The 15,293-nt window shown below is 67.4% G+C and carries 11 protein-coding genes; 3 read left to right on the plus strand and 8 right to left on the minus strand.

Annotated elements, in window-relative coordinates; translation table 11 throughout:
* Positions 1 to 20 precede the first annotated feature (20 nt).
* Positions 21 to 3,083, minus strand: coding sequence for a bifunctional diguanylate cyclase/phosphodiesterase (locus tag AC5P9L_RS01080; RefSeq protein WP_005407905.1), 3,063 nt, complete (start codon positions 3,081 to 3,083; stop codon positions 21 to 23).
* A 176-nt stretch (positions 3,084 to 3,259) separates the two neighbouring features.
* Between AC5P9L_RS01080 and AC5P9L_RS01085 the strand changes: the two genes are divergently transcribed.
* Positions 3,260 to 5,371, plus strand: coding sequence for a M13 family metallopeptidase (locus AC5P9L_RS01085; RefSeq protein ID WP_088435535.1), 2,112 nt, complete (start codon positions 3,260 to 3,262; stop codon positions 5,369 to 5,371).
* A gap of 150 nt (positions 5,372 to 5,521) precedes the next feature.
* On the opposite strand, the gene AC5P9L_RS01090 is transcribed toward AC5P9L_RS01085, so the two are convergent.
* Positions 5,522 to 6,694, minus strand: coding sequence for an MFS transporter (locus AC5P9L_RS01090; protein WP_043033929.1), 1,173 nt, complete (start codon positions 6,692 to 6,694; stop codon positions 5,522 to 5,524).
* On the minus strand, positions 6,691 to 7,902 hold the full coding sequence (locus AC5P9L_RS01095; protein WP_043033930.1) for an MFS transporter: 1,212 nt from the start codon (positions 7,900 to 7,902) through the stop codon (positions 6,691 to 6,693). Before AC5P9L_RS01095 ends, AC5P9L_RS01090 begins: the two co-directional genes overlap by 4 nt.
* Before the next feature lie 133 nt (positions 7,903 to 8,035).
* Here AC5P9L_RS01095 and AC5P9L_RS01100 point away from each other — a divergent pair, with 133 nt between their 5' ends.
* Positions 8,036 to 8,623: a TetR/AcrR family transcriptional regulator gene (locus AC5P9L_RS01100; RefSeq protein WP_005407901.1), complete on the plus strand. Its 588-nt coding sequence runs from the start codon at positions 8,036 to 8,038 to the stop codon at positions 8,621 to 8,623.
* A gap of 178 nt (positions 8,624 to 8,801) precedes the next feature.
* Here the strand turns inward: AC5P9L_RS01100 and AC5P9L_RS01105 are convergent, their stop codons facing one another.
* Entirely contained in the window at positions 8,802 to 9,731 is a 930-nt protein-coding gene (locus tag AC5P9L_RS01105) for an oxygenase MpaB family protein (protein ID WP_262101779.1), read from the minus strand.
* A gap of 309 nt (positions 9,732 to 10,040) precedes the next feature.
* Here AC5P9L_RS01105 and AC5P9L_RS01110 point away from each other — a divergent pair, with 309 nt between their 5' ends.
* A complete protein-coding gene (locus tag AC5P9L_RS01110; protein ID WP_005407899.1) occupies positions 10,041 to 10,655 on the plus strand; it encodes a hypothetical protein in 615 nt (204 codons plus the stop codon).
* 39 nt (positions 10,656 to 10,694) lie between these two features.
* On the opposite strand, the gene AC5P9L_RS01115 is transcribed toward AC5P9L_RS01110, so the two are convergent.
* The 4 genes from AC5P9L_RS01115 to AC5P9L_RS01130 form a co-directional block, all read right to left on the minus strand.
* Positions 10,695 to 11,039: a hypothetical protein gene (locus AC5P9L_RS01115; RefSeq protein WP_114618949.1), complete on the minus strand. Its 345-nt coding sequence runs from the start codon at positions 11,037 to 11,039 to the stop codon at positions 10,695 to 10,697.
* Positions 11,040 to 11,073: 34 nt separating this feature from the next.
* Complete coding sequence (locus AC5P9L_RS01120) at positions 11,074 to 11,844, minus strand: LytR/AlgR family response regulator transcription factor (protein WP_005407897.1); 771 nt, start codon at positions 11,842 to 11,844, stop codon at positions 11,074 to 11,076.
* Positions 11,834 to 13,093, minus strand: a complete 1,260-nt coding sequence (locus tag AC5P9L_RS01125) for a sensor histidine kinase (protein ID WP_043033934.1) — start codon at positions 13,091 to 13,093, stop codon at positions 11,834 to 11,836. The genes AC5P9L_RS01120 and AC5P9L_RS01125 overlap by 11 nt, the downstream gene beginning before the upstream one ends.
* 212 nt (positions 13,094 to 13,305) lie before the next feature.
* Positions 13,306 to 14,955: a M28 family metallopeptidase gene (locus tag AC5P9L_RS01130; protein ID WP_138970091.1), complete on the minus strand. Its 1,650-nt coding sequence runs from the start codon at positions 14,953 to 14,955 to the stop codon at positions 13,306 to 13,308.
* Positions 14,956 to 15,293: the final 338 nt, after the last annotated feature.

A 15,293-nucleotide genomic window follows, 5' to 3' on the forward strand; every position in this document is an offset into this window, starting at 1 on the left:
CCAGCGGCCGGCACTACCACTTAGGCGGCGACCTCATCCAGCGCGTCGATGATCCGTTCCAGCGGTGCCGGCCGTCCCAGCAGGTAACCCTGCACCTGGTCACAGCCGTGCGCAGCCAGCCAGTCCAGCTGTCCCGGCGTCTCCACGCCTTCGGCGATGATGGTCAGGCCCATGCTGTGGCCCAGCGACAGCAGTGCGCGGCAGATCGAGGCGTTGCGTGGATTGGTTTCCACGTCCGCCACGAAGCTGCGGTCGATCTTCAGGATGTCCAGCGGCAGGTGCTGCAGGTAGGACATGCTGGAATAGCCGGTGCCGAAGTCATCCAGCGACACGCTGATGCCCTGCTCGTGCAGGCGCTGCATGGTCTGCATCGCCTGCCCCGGCTTGCGCATCAGGCTGCTCTCGGTCAGTTCCACATGCAGCGCACCCCGCGCCAACCCGAACTCCTGCTGGGCGCGGGTGAACTCGGCCACCAGGTCGCTGTTGAAGAACTGCACGGCCGAGACGTTGACCGCAATCGGCAGCTCGCCCCACCCGGCCTCGACCAACCGCCGCTGCGCCTTCGCTGCCGCTCGGATCACCCAGCGGCCAAGTGCCAGGATCAGCCCGGTGTCCTCGCACAGCTGGATGAACTCATTGGGCGGAATGAAGCTGCCATCAGCCTGCGGCCAGCGCAGCAATGCCTCCAATGCCGCCGGGCTGCCATCGCTGGCATGCCGGATCGGCTGGAAGTACAGCTGGAACTCGTTGTCGATGGCCGCATGGATGCGCCCGGCCAGGCGCAACCGGTCGGCCAGCCGCGTGGTCACCGCTGCGTCGAACCAGACCACCACGTTGCCCTCAGCACGCGCCGCGTGCGCCGCCTGCGCGGCCATGCCGATCACCTGTTCGGCGCTGTGGCCGTCACCGGCCACATGCACCGCCACGCCGATGCGCGGCTCGAACTGGTGCAGTGAATCCTTGCCGCGCATCGGCGCCGACACGATCTGCAGCAGGTCGTCCAGCACGCGCTGGGTATCGTGCTCCGAACCGATGGCGAACACGAAGTCCTCCGCCGGCTGGAACGCCAGCGTGCCGCAGCGTGCGCCCAACCCGCCCAAGCGGGTCGCCATCGACTGCAGCACGGCATCACCGATTTCACGGCCCAGCGTATCGGCCACCAGCTGCAGTCCGCGCAGTTGCACGAAGGCGATGGTATAGCCCTCGCCCTGCTCATCCAGCTGGTCGGTCAATGCACGCACGTTGAGCAGGCCGGTGGCCGGGTTGTGCCGTGCCTGGTAGGCCAGGTCGCGCTCGTAGGCCAGCCGTTCGCTCACATCCTCGGCCAGCACCAGGCACGCGGGCTGTCCGTCGAAATCGAGTTTGGACAGGTGTGCGCGCACCTCGAACACACTGCCGTCCTTGCGCCGGTGCAGGCGCACGGTTGCGTCGGGGGGATCGCCCACCTGCGCGCGCTGGATGGCACCACGCACCTCGTCCCAGCCTTCGCGCGGGCGGATGTCGAGGATGCTCATCGCCAGGAACTCCTCGCGGCTGTAGCCGTACTGGCGCACCGCCGCGTCATTGACCTCGATGAAGCGCAGCGTGTCCGGGTCGAACACCCAGAATGGCGCCGGGTTGCGGTCGAACAGCAGGCGGAAGCGGCGTTCCACTTCGCTCATCTGCTCGCGCGCCTGGTAGCGTTCGCTCAGGTCGGTCAACGCGCCGATCATGCGTCGTTCGCTGTCGGCCACCTCCACCCGCTGTCCGCGCGCGCCCACCCAGCGCACTTCACCACCGGGCAGCACCAGGCGGAACACCTGGTCGAGCACTGCGCCGCCGGCAAAGGCCTGGTCGAAAGCCTGCTGCAGGCGCGCGGCATCATCGCGATGCACGCGAGCGAAGAAGTCGGCTACCGGCAGCGCATCGGTCTGCACGCCGAAGATCTCGCGCGCCAGGGGGGACCAGCGCAGCAGCGCGGCGTCCTCATCCACGTACCACGTGCAGACACGCCCGACCTGATGGGCCAGACGCAGCTCGGCATGGCCCGCCTTCAGTTCCTCGGCCATCGCCTGCTGGCTGCGGGTACTGCGGCGCACCGCATACAGCAGCACCAGCAGCACCACGATGTAGGCCAGCACGATCGCCACCGATGCCTGCAGGTACGGCCACCAGGGTGCCAGCACGTCTTCATCGGCCAGGCCGATCTGCACCGCCAGCGGGCTGCGGTCGAGCGTACTGATGGTCGTGATGCGCGGCACACCATCGACCACGCCGGGCAGGCTGCCGAGCTCGACCACCGCCTGCTTGCCGAGCAGGTCACGCCGCGGCAGGTCGTAGCGGCGACCGACCGTGCCATGCGGATCGGGCACGCGCGCCAGCATGTAACCCTCGGCGTCGGTGATCGAGACCAGCCCGTTGGGACCAACATCCAGGCCGCCGGCGATGCGCTGCAGTTCACCACAGCGCAGCCGCGCCAACAGCCAGCGTTCACCGGCCATCGGCAGTGCCAGCGGCACCACCCAGTCGCCATCGCTGGCCCGCTGCGGCGGGCCGATGTACAGGGCACTGCCCTGCCCCCGGCGCAGCGGGTCGGTCCACAGCGGCAGCTGCAGGTCGCCGCGCCCGGCGGTCAGCGCGCGCCCGTGGCGGTCCAGCACCACGATGCTGTGCAGTTCAGCGTGGCGGCGCAGCACGCCACCGATGGCCGCCTCCAGCAGTGCCGGAGCCTGTGACGGCACGCTGCGGAACAACTCACCGGCATCGCCGGCGATGCCGGTCATCGCCCGCTCCAGATTGCGCAGTTCCAGCGCCAGCAGGCGCTCGCTCCCCACCGCCAGCGCCCGGCTCTGCCGCTGCGCCGCCTCCAGGCGGCGGTGATGGTCGTTGGCCAGCATGGTGGCCAATCCGGCCACCAGCAACAGGCCCAGCAGCACGCCGCCCCAGGTGATGGCGCGCAACGGACGGGCCAACGCCCGCTTCAACGCGGGCATCGGTCGATCTTCCTTGTGCAGTCGGCTGGCTTCATGCGCGAACGAATCCTCCACATCCCCGACCTCAACGGCCGGCGGACGCCATTCTTGACGCCTGACCCCGTCCTGCATGGCCACCTCCCCGTGTCCGCGCAGGGCTCCAGGGCCCAGCATGCACCACCCCGGTGACGGCGTGAAGATCGCTTCGGCGCGTTCAGCCAGATCCTGCACAGGACCGGCCAGCCACAGGGACGGCCAGCCGGGCTGCGGCGGATTAGACTTGGGGTTTTCCGCTGCAAGAGAAGTCCATGTCCAAGCTGCGCCGTCCCACCCTGGCACTGGCCATCGTTGCCAGCCTGTCCCTGGCTGCCTGCGACCGTCCGGCCGATCCGGCCGCTGGCACCGCCAAGCCCGCCGAGGCTGCACCCGCTGCCGCCAAGCCGATGCTGGGCAGCTTCGGCTTCGATGCCAGCGGCATGGACCGCAGCATCGCGGCCGGCGATGACTTCTTCGGCTTCGCCAACGGCACCTGGGTGAAGAACACCGAGATTCCGGCCGACCGTTCGCGCTTCGGCAGCTTCAACGTCATCGCTGAAAAGACCCTGGCCGACACCCGCGCCATCCTCGAGGGTGCGGCCGGCAATGCGCAGGCCAGCGGTGACGACAAGCTGATCGGCGACTACTACGCCGCCTACATGGACGAAGCCGGCATCGAGCAGCACGGCATCGCCCCGGTGCAGCCGCAGCTGAAGGCCATCGAGACCATCGCCGACAAGGCCGGCCTGGCACGTGCCCTCGGCGGCGACATGCGCGCCGACGTCGACCTGCTCAATGCCACCAACTTCTACACCGACCGCCTGTTCGGCCTGTGGGTCTCGGTCGACATGCTGCAGCCGGACCGCACCGCGCCGTACCTCGTGCAGGGCGGCCTGGGCATGCCCGACCGCGACTTCTACCTGGGCGGCGGCCGCATGGCCGAACTGCGCAAGCAGTACCAGGGCTACATCGCGCAGATGCTGCAGCTGGCCGGCGTGGCCGACCCGGCCGGCAAGGCACAGCGCATCCTTGCGCTGGAGACGAAGATCGCGCAGGCGCATGCCACCCAGGAAGAAACCAACGACGTGACCAAGGGTGCCAATCCGTGGACCCAGGCCGATTTCAACGCCAAGGCACCGGGCATGGACTGGAACGCCTTCCTTGATGCGGCCGCGCTGGGCGAGCAGCAGGACTTCATCGTGTGGCAGCCCAAGGCCGTGGCCGGCCTGTCCAGGCTGGTCGCCACCGAGCCGCTGGAGGTGTGGAAGGACTACCTGGCCTTCCACGCGCTGGACCGAGCCGCCGCCTACCTGCCGAAGAAGTTCGCCGACGCCCGCTTCGCCTTCCATGGCACCGCGCTGAGCGGCACGCCGCAGCAGAGCGACCGCTGGAAGCGCGCCGTGGATGATGCCAACCACGCTGTCGGCGAGGCCATCGGCAAGCGCTATGTCGAGAAGCACTTCGACGCCAGGACCAAGGAGCGTGCGGACGAAATGGCGAAGAACATCATCGCCGCCTTCGCCAAGCGCATTGACGCACTGTCGTGGATGTCGCCGCAGACCAAGGCGCATGCCAAGGCCAAGGTCGCCGGCCTGACCGTGGGGATGGGCTACCCGGAGAAGTGGCGTGATTACACCGGCCTGGAGATCCGCCGCGATGACGCGCTCGGCAACGCACAGCGCGCCGAGCTGTTCGAATACCAGCGCAACATCGCCAAGCTGGGCAAGCCGGTCGACCACAGTGAGTGGGCGATGCTGCCGCAGACCATCAATGCGATGAACGTGCCGCTGGAAAACCGCCTGGTGTTCCCGGCCGCGATCCTGCAGCCGCCGTTCTTCGACGGTGCCGCCGACGACGCGGTGAACTATGGTGCGATCGGCGCGGTGATCGGCCATGAGATCAGCCACGGCTTCGATAACGCCGGCGCGCTGTTCGACGAGACCGGCAAGCTGCACAACTGGTGGACCGCCGAGGACCTGAAGCAGTTCAACGCCGCCGGTGATGCGCTGGCCGCGCAGTTCAGCAGCTACGAACCGTTCCCGGGCGTGCATGTGAACGGCAAGCTGACCCTGGGCGAGAACATCGCCGACGTGGCCGGCCTGGGCACTGCCTACGATGCCTACCAGCTGTCGCTGCAGGGCAAGCCGGGCCAGACCCTGGAAGGCTTCACGCCGGACCAGCGCTTCTTCCTGGGCTTCGCCCAGGCGTGGCGCAGCAAGAGCCGCGAGCAGGCGCTGCGCAACTCGCTGCTGACCGATGTGCATGCGCCAGGCCAGTTCCGCGCACTCACCGTGCGCAACATCGACGCCTGGTATCCGGCGTTCGAAGTAAAGGAAGGCCAGAAGCTGTACCTGGCCCCGGACAAGCGGGTCAAGGTGTGGTGATGTAACCGGAACGGGCGCCGCGAGGCGCCCGTTTCATTTCCCGGTAGCTGCCAACCTCGGTTGGCGAATGCCCCGCTCGGGTGGATGCCGACGTTGGTCGGCATATCTACAGGTCTACAGGACTACAAGCCATCCACGCATGGCGTGGATCTACCGGCGCGTTGTGGCAATCACCAGCGTGGCGACCATGGCAAGCCCGGCCGCGGCCCACAGATTCGCATGCAGGCCCACGCCATCCAGCAGCCGTCCACCGCCCCACGCGCCCATTGCGATGCCGATATTGAACACACCGACATACAGCGCGGTGGCGATCTCCACCGCGTGCGGGACTGCCTTCATCATCCAGCTCATCAGGCCGACCGACACGCCGCCATAGGCCAGGCCCCACAGCAACAGCACCACAATGCCGCCGGAGGGTGTGCCGCCCAGCCACAGGAACAACAACGGCGTCAGCAGCAGGCCGCAAGAGATCGCCAGCAGCATGCCGCGCGGGTGACGAGCGGCCAGTGGTCCGGCGATGAAGTTGCCCGCGATGCCCGCCATGCCATAGGCGAACAGCAGCGCGCCGATCCAAGCGGCATCCACGCCCGATCGCAGGGTCAGCAACGGGCGTACATAGGTGAACGCAATGAAGTGACCTGCTACCAGCAGCAGCGTCAGGCATAGGCCGCGCTGCAGGCCACGGTGGCCGAGCAGCTGCACGAACTGCGCCGGGCGCACCGACGCCACCACCGGCAACGCGGGAACCACCCACAGTTGCAGCAGCATCACCGCCGCACTGAACAGCGCCATCGCTGCGAACGCGAAGCGCCAGCCCAGGGCGTCGCCGATCAGTGCACCCAGCGGCACCCCCAGAACCGATGCTGCGGCCACGCCCCCGAAGATGATCGAGGTGGCCAGGCCGATGCGATGCGCCGGCACCAGGCGTGCTGCCAGCCCACCAGCGATGGCCCAGATCCCGCCCATGCAGAACCCCACCAGTACGCGCGCGGCCAGCAGCCAGCCGATGCCGGGTGCCAGCGCCGAAGCAACGTTAGCGACCAGCAGCAGCCCCAGCAGCACGCACAGGATGCGGCGACGATCGATGCCACCGGCTGCGATCACCACCAGCGGTGCGAACACTGCCGCCAGTAGGGCCGGCAGCGAGATCATCAGGCCGGCGGTGCCGGTGGACGCGCCGAGATCTTCGGCGACAGGGGTCAGCAGGCCCACCGGCAGCATTTCGGTGGTGACCACCGAGAAGGTGGCGAGGCCAACCGCAGAAACCGCCCACCACGGATGGCGATGCACAGGCGTGGCATGCGCAGGCGATGAAGCGCTCACGGGATGATGCCTTCAGGGGTGGATGCGGCAACCGGGCGCAAGGCACGTCGCGCGAGAACGGCCAACAGCAGCACGCCCCCGCCTGCCACCAGTGCAACGACAAAGCCGCTACGCACGCCCCCCGCATCGACGCTCTGCCCGGACAGCGCCGCGCCCAGCGCCACGCCGATGTTCAATCCGGCCAGCAGCCAGGTCATGCCCTCGGTCAGGCGCGATTCGGGTACGCGTTGTTCGACCAGCGACATCGCCACGATCATCGTCGGCGCGAAGAACACCCCGGCCAGCAACACCGCCACGGCCAGCCCGGGCAGGCTGCCGACCCATGGCAGCGGCAGGGTGGTCATCGAGGTAGCTGCTGCACCGAGCAGCAACAGGCGCCGCAACGGCGCCTGCAGCTTCAGTGCCCCGAACAGCAGGCCCGCCGCGCAGCTGCCCAGCGCATAGGCCGACAGCACCACGCTGGCGGCAAGCGGCTGCCCCCGCTGTTCGGCGAAGGCCACGCTGGTGATGTCGACCGTACCGACAATCACGCCCATCGCCAGCATCAGCAACGCCAGCAGGCGGATCTCCGTGTGCCGCAGCAGCGAGCCCGAGGGAGTTGCACCTTCGTGCTGCTGCAGCGGCGGCTCGGTGCCCCGCTGCAGCACCAATGCGGCGACGCCGACCACCAGCAACAGGGCGGCCGCCAGTACGCCGGCCTGTGGCCATACCGCCACCGACAGCCCCACTGACAACGGTGGACCGACGATGAAGGTCACCTCATCGAACACGGTCTCCAGCGAATACGCGGTCTGCAGCTGCGGGCGACCGCGATGGATCGCAGTCCAGCGTGCGCGCACCATTGCGGACACGCTGGGCATGCATCCAGCCAGCATGGCGGCGACGAAAAGCGCCCAGTCTGGCGCAGCCAGCAGCGTGCACGCGAGCAGCAGCAACAACCCTGCCGCACTGGCCGCAGTAGCCCATGGCAGCACCCTGCCCTGCCCGCGCCGGTCGACCCAGCGCGATAACTGTGGCGACAGCAGCGCGTAGGTCAGCACGAAGGTGGCCGACACCGCACCGGCCAAGGCATAGCTGCCGCGCAGCTGCGACAGCAGTGTGATGATGCCGATGCCGGTCATCGGCAGCGGCACGCGGGCCAGCAGGCCGGCCAGGGCGAGGCCGGCGGTGCCAGGGGCGGCGAACAGGTCGCGGTAGGGGGTGGCCATCGGGATCTCCAGGGCAGCGGCTTGCCTGGCGCTACCGGCGCCACGACAATACATACAGAGCGTATGAATAAGAGCCTACATTCATACGCGTCGTATGTAAATAATCATGCACTGCGTATGTAAGGAGTTCCGGATGGTCCGTCGCACCCGCGCCGAGATGGAAGAAACCCGTGCCAGCCTGCTGGCCACCGCCCGCCGCGTATTCAGCGAGCATGGCTATGCGGCCACCTCGATGGATGACCTGACCGCCCAGGCCGGCCTGACCCGGGGTGCGCTCTACCACCACTTCGGCGACAAGAAGGGCCTGCTGGCCGCGGTGGTCGCCCAGCTCGATGCCGAGACCGACCTGCGCCTGCAGGCGATCAGCGATGGCGCGGATGATGCCTGGGACGGTTTCGTACAGCGCTGCCGTGCCTATCTGGAGATGGCGCTGGAGCCGGAGATCCAGCGCATCGTGCTGCGTGACGCGCGCGCGGTGCTGGGTGGCGCCTCACCGGAATCGCAGCGCCACTGCGTCCACTCGATGCAGCGCCTGATCGAACAGTTGATCGCGCAGGGCGTAGCGATGCCGGTGGATGCGCAGGCGCTGGCATCGCTGATCTACGGCAGCCTGGCCGAGGCCGCGTTCTGGATCGCCGAGGGCGAGGATGGCGACGCGCGCCTGCGGCAGGCGACGACGGCGCTGGAAATGCTGTTGCGTGGATTGAAGTCGGCCGGGTGAGGCCCATCCACGCATGGCGTGGATCTACTGCGGCATCCGCTCTGGTAGAGGCCGACCTTGGTTGGCCCTTCTGCGGCATCGCGCGCAACGCGTGCCAACCAGAACCATGGCATCAGTAGATCCACGCCATGCGTGGATGAAGCTTTATCGCGCAACGCGTGCCGACCAAGATTGGCACCTACCGGGGAACGGTGGGCCACTCGCGCAGCACCGACACCGGCACGCCCATGCGCGCACAGGCGCGGCTGGCGAGGCCATCGGGCAGCGCACGGCGGAACAGCGGCGCCATGCCCTGCATCAACTTCGCTGAAGCGGCCGCCTGCGCACGCTGGCGGCCGCTGCGTTCAAGCATGCCTTCGGCCCAGTCCGGCAGCAGTGCCGCACCGGCGCCAAGGAACACCTCGCGCGACAGCCCCGGCACCGGTACCGGCAGGCGCACGCCGGACAACACCTCCAGCACTTCACGCGAGCGCTCGTCCACACGCAGCTCCGGTTGCCGCGCGCAGAAGTACGCTGCAACCTCGGCTTCACTGCGCGGCACATCCACCGCACCCAGTGCTTCGGCCACGCGGCGGTACTCGTCGTAGTAGCGGTCGGCGATGTGCGCCGGCACCTCGCGCCCGTAGCGACGGAAGCCCTGCAGGAAACCAAACGCCTCAGTCACGTGCACCCATGTCAGCAGTTGTGGATCGTCCGCCGCGTAGGGCTCGCCCTGCGCGGTCTGGCCGCGGATCCGTGCATGGATGCGGCGCACCTTGGCCACCAGCGCCTCTACCTCCCCGCTGGGTGCATAGCTGGTACCGGCGACAAACGCAGTGGTGCGACGCAGGCGACCCACCAGGTCCTGACGGAAATTGGAGTGGTCGTAGACCCCGGCCAGCGCGCGCGGATGCAGGGTCTGCAGCATCAGCGCACACAAGCCCCCGGCCAGCATCGAGGGGAACTCCGCGTGCAGGCGCCAGGTCACGCTGCCAGGTCCAAACCAGCCCGGGTCACCCAGCGGCTGGTCGTAATCGATGCCGCTCTGGCCACGCGGGAAGGCCTCCAGTACCCAGCGCCGGATCGGCGCGGTGACGGGGCGGGAGAGTCGCTGCAGCAGAGCCGGCATCACAGGTCCAGGAAAAGCGAAAGGGTGGCCGCGAGTTGCGCGGTCGGCCCCGATTCTGGGCGATCACGACGCCGGCGGCGAGTCTTCGCACGCAGCCACGGTTTCATGTGCGGCCGCAGCACATTTCACCCTGCGACATCCTGTCGCAGGCTCCGGCCTCGATGCTGCGATGCAGCAACATTCACCGATTCAGAGAAGGCCCTTACGCGGCTTGGCATGGCGCCCATTGCACGGCTCGCTGGAAGTGCTAGAACTGGACCCGCCACACCGTCCAATGCTGATCGACGCACGTTCCACAAGGAGCCAGCCATGATTGCTTTGTTCAAGGGTTTGGGAATTCTGCTTCGCGACAACGAGCTCTACAGCAGCCCGTTCGATAAACAGGTTGCGCATTGGCGCAATCTCAGCGAGCAGCAGATCCGCGATGAAGTAGCCGTGCTGGCCCAGGCCAAGTGCCAATGGCTGATCGCCTCGATCGTCGGCTGGCAGGCAGCCTCGCTGCTGATTCTTGGCCTGATCGCCAACTACCTGTGGCGTGACGACTTCCATATCACGTTCACCCGCGTGGTAGTCGTGTTCGGCTCGTGGGTCTCGATCCTGTTCGTGATCTGGTTCATGGCCAACATGTTCGATCAGCAGGCCGGTTTCGAGCGCTGGATGAAGGCGTTCAACAGTCGCGCACGCATCAGCTCCAAGGCCGACAGCGTCGAGCACGTGGCCGAGGCCCTGGAACTGGCCGAGCATTACCCGGAAGTGCTCGATTACAAGCAGGCGGTCACCGCCAAGCGCGAGCTGCGCCACGAGGACATCCGCATCATGACCGAGATCGGGCGCATGAAGCAGCACTCCGAACTGGTCGGCCGCCTCAACCACGTGGGCGAGAACGAGCACCACCACGACCTGACACTGCAGCCTGCCTACTGACCCTTCAGGGAAGCGGGGGGACCCACAATGCCACCGTGATCACTCACGGTGGCATTGTTCTTTCCGATCCTCGCTGACGCACTGGGCGAAGCCCTTCGGCAGGTCCCTGAACTCCTGGGTGGTGCCGGCCGCCAACGCGAACGACCGTATCGGCGCTCTCGCACACGCGGCGTCAGGACGACAGGCCGGGTCCAGCAACAGGTAATGGCACTGACCGCTGCGGCTGGCCATGCACTCAAAACGCGCCACGCCGTCCACTACCGTGCGCTTGCTGTACAGCGTGTCCACGCCATTGGCAGTGGTGCGGGTGATCGCGGTTTCGGTGGACTTCTGGCAACCGGCAAGCGCCAGTGCAGCGAGGCCTGCAAGCAGGAAAAGACGCATGCAATGCTCCTGGTAGCGGAAAGGTGCGGTGCGGCTACATGCCGCGGAACAGGCTCATGAATGGTTGGCTGACCACCAGTGTTTCCGTCCGGCCCCGCAGCCGCAGCACACCGCGCCCGGTATCGTCGCGGCTGACCGCCGCCACAGCCTTCATGTTGACAATGGTCGAGCGGTGGATCTGGCGGAAGTGCTGCGGGTCGAGTACTTCCAGCAGTTCGCGCAATGGTGTGCGCAACAGGCTCTCGCCGGCAGCGGTGACCACGGTGGTGTACTTGTTGTCGGCACGGAAGTAGGCGACATCTTCCAGCATGATCAGCTGCGTCTCGCGGCCGTTGCTGGCGGTGATCCAGGCCAGCGGCGGGCGCTCGGCAGCACCCTGCGATGGCCCCAGCCGCTGCAGCAGGCGTTCAAGCACGGCGTCATCCTGGCGTGTCGATGGCAGCCGCGACAGGATGCGCTCACGCGTCGCCAGCAGGCGTTCGTCACTGACCGGCTTCAGAAGGTAATCCATCGCGCCCTGCTCGAACGCGTCGATGGCGTACTGGTCATAGGCGGTGACGAACACCACCTGGGTACGCGGGCTCAGCTCGGACAGCGAGCGCGCAACTTCGATGCCACTGATGCCGGGCATGCGGATGTCGAGGAACGCGATGTCCGGCTGCGTCTCGGCCAGTTGCTCCAGCGCACTGGCGCCGTCCTCGCACTCGGCCACCAGCTTCAGCTCCGGCCACAACCGGCGCAGCTGTTCCACCAGTGACTGCCGCAGCAGTTCCTCGTCTTCGGCAATGAGGGCTTCAAGCGGCATGGCTGCGCTCCTTTTGTGTCTGCGGCAAGGTCATGGTCGCGGCCACACCGCTGGGGAAGTTGGCAACGATCGCCACGCCGGCCTGCTCGCCACAGGTCAGGCGCAGGCGTTCGCGCAGGTTCTTCAGGCCGATGCCGGTGCCGCTGGTGCCCTGGCCGAAGCCGAGCCCGTCGTCGGCGACGGTCACGGTCACATGGTCATCGAAGCCACGCGCCAGGATCCAGATCGTGCCACCGCCGGGCTTGGGCTCCAGGCCATGCTTGATCGCGTTCTCCACCAGCGTCTGCAGTGCCATCGCCGGCAGGTGCACGCCATGCAGCTCATTCGGTACCTGCACTTCCACCGCCAACCGTGCGCCCATGCGGATGCGCAGGATCTCCAGGTAGGCGCGCGTGCGTTCCAGCTCCACCCCCAGCGTCGACACCGACTCGTCCACCTGCGGCAACGAGCTGCGCAGGTACTGGATAAGGTGGCCCAGCATCTGCTCGGCACGTGCCGGGTCGGTGCGGGTCAGCACCTGCGCGTTGGCCAGCGTGTTGTACAGGAAGTGCGGCTCCACCTGCGCATGCAGCAGGTTCAAGCGCGCGACCGACAGTTCCTTTTCCACCTGGGTCTGTTCGGCGGCGGCCTGCTCATCGCGGCGCTGGTCGGCCACGCGGCGGCTGATCGCGCGGGTAACCGCTTCGGCGTTCTCGAAGTTGCTGCCCTCATCCAGCGCCAGCAGATCGGCCCACCAGCCGGCATCCGGTTCGAACAGCAGAGTGACGGTACTGGTGCCCTGCCCCGGCGTGACCGTCGCCAGCACGCTGTTGCGCTTGATCGCCAGCCGCGCCGGCAGGTTCCAGCGCGACGGCTGGCGGCCATTCCAGAGGTCCACCCGGCGCACGTAGGCGCGCACCTGCAGGCTGCCGGCCGAGCTTTCCACGTCTTCCACGCGCGGAAGTTCGGCAATCGCCGCTTCCACCACGGCATAGGCCTGGCCGGCATCCATCGGCAGTTCCACCTGGCGGCGCTGGCGCCCGGACAACGTGGTCGAATCCAATCGGCCGGCCACCAGCCAGACCCGGCGCACGTGGGTAATCGCGCTGCCCAGCGCGGAGATCATCAGGAACATCGCCAGCAGGCCGAACACCCAGCCCGGGCCATCGTTCATGCCGCTGAAGATGCCGCTCCAGACCATGCCGGCGACAACCAGCGCGGCGGCCCAGGCCAGCAGGTGGCGGATCAGGAGAGAGAGGCTGGCGAACACGGCGGCGCCTTGGAGGAAGGGGGTGAGCCGAGCATAGTGCGGCCCGCCGGGCAAACAAGCGGGCTGCGACGAAGGCGGGAAAAGCGGGGATGGAAAGCCATCTGGTAGTGCCGGCCGCTGGCCGGCTCCCCACTATCTCCGCATGCATCACAGGGATGCCGGCCAGCGCCCGGCACTACCCGGGAGGCGCCGGGCGAACCCGGCGCATGCCCTTACTTGCGCTGGTCGGCGCTGGCATCACGAACGGCGCGGAACGATTCGTCCTTGCTCCAGTTCGGCCAGCTGCGCGTGTTGGCCAGCTGGTTGCCGAGCGTGTACAGCACTTCCAGGTCGCGGGCGGCACCGGCGAACACCCAGTCCGGCTGCCATTCGTCGCCCTGCTGGTGGTAGCGCTTGGCGGTGTAGTCCTCGGAGGCCTTCTTGCCTGCGGCCACCCCGCCGTCCACCCAGTCCTGGCCGGCCGACCACGACAGTGCCGGAACGCCACGCTTGGCGAATGGGAAGTGATCGGAGCGGAAGAACAGGCCGGCTTCCGGCTTCGGGTCCGGGGTGTAGCGGATATCCCAGCCCTTGGCCACGTCCTTCAGCTGGTCCAGCAGCTCGAAACGCGCGGCACCGTAGATGCCGAAGTCACGCGACGGCCCGAACGGCGCCATGCCGTCCATGTTGATCACCGCCACGGTCTTTTCCAGCGGATACAGCGGATGGGTGGCGTAGTACTCCGAACCCAGCAGGCCCTTTTCCTCGGCGGTGACCGCCAGGAACAGCACTGACCTCTCTGGACGCTTGGCCTTGGCGAAGCCACGGGCCAGTTCGATCAGCGAGGCGGTGCCACTGGCGTTGTCCAGTGCGCCATTGAAGATGCGGTCGCCACGTGCGTCGGGCTCGCCCACGCCGATGTGGTCCCAGTGCGCGCTGTAGACGATGGTCTCGTCCGGGTGGCGGCTGCCTTCCAGGCGTGCGGCCACGTTGTGCGAGGTGATCACTTCGGTCTTCACCGCGTACTTCGCGTCCAGGCTGGCGCCGGTCAGCGGCACCGGGGTGAAGTCGCGCTGCTGCGCCTTCTTCTTCAGCGCCTCGAAGTCCTGCCCGGCCGAGCGGAACAGCTCCACGGCCAGGTCGCGCTGGATCCAGCCTTCCAGCAGCGGGTGGCTGTCAGCCGGGTTGTCGCGCACCACATCGAACATGGTGTTGGTGTTGGAGCCGGCCACGGTGGCCCAGCCGTACGACGCCGGTGCGGTCTCGTGCACGATCAGCACGCCCAGCGCACCCTGGCGGGCGCCTTCTTCGTACTTGTAGGTCCAACGGCCGTAGTAGGTCATGCCCTTGCCGTCGAAGTCACCCTGGCCGGTCTCGAAGTCCGGGTCGTTGATCAGCACGACGGCGATCTTGCCCTTCAGGTCCACGCCCTTGAAGTCGTCCCAGTTGCGCTCCGGGGCCTTCACGCCGTAACCGAGGAACACCAGCGGGGCCTTGCTGATGTCGACGTTGCTGGCCCCGTTCATGGCGGCGCGCACGGCAATCTGCTTGCCCTGTTCCAGCGGCAGGGTCTTGCCGCCCTGGCGCAATGCCAACTGCGGCGCGCCGACGATGTCGCCCTTGCGCAGCGGCACGGCCTGGGTCCACAGGCGCTTGCCGTCCTTGAGGTCACCGCCCGGCTGCAGGCCGGCGTCGGCGAACTGCTTGCTGAGGAAGGCGATGGTCTTTTCTTCGCCGGCGGTGGCCGGGGAGCGGCCTTCGTAGGCGTCGGAGGCCAGTTCCTTGACGTCGGCGGAGATCCGCGCGCCATCGAATTTCGGGGTGGCCGCCATCAGTGCGCTCGACACCGACAGGGCCAGCAGGCCCAGTGCTACTCGTTTCATTGCTCTCTCCAGCAGGAAATCCTTCTGGAGTGTAATGGGATTCGGCAGGGCTGCGCCCTGCACCTGCCGATGCCAGGGCAACAGCAACAGCCGAAGCAACAGCAACAGCAGAAGCAGGCATTCGGTGGAATGGCGGGGTGGGTCCGGTTGCGGGGGACGCCGTAAACCCGTCCTTGGGGGCTTGGCCGCGGCATCCATGCCGCGGACACCCCCGCAACCGGACCCACCCCGCCTTCGACAGCTTCCCGCTGCTGTTGGTAGGTGTCGACCTTGGTCGACACGCATGGAAAACACGAAGGGGTCAGATCCCTTTCCCGGCGGGAAAGGGATCTGACCCC

Source organism: Stenotrophomonas sp. YJH_SMC_64 (genome assembly GCF_059371375.1).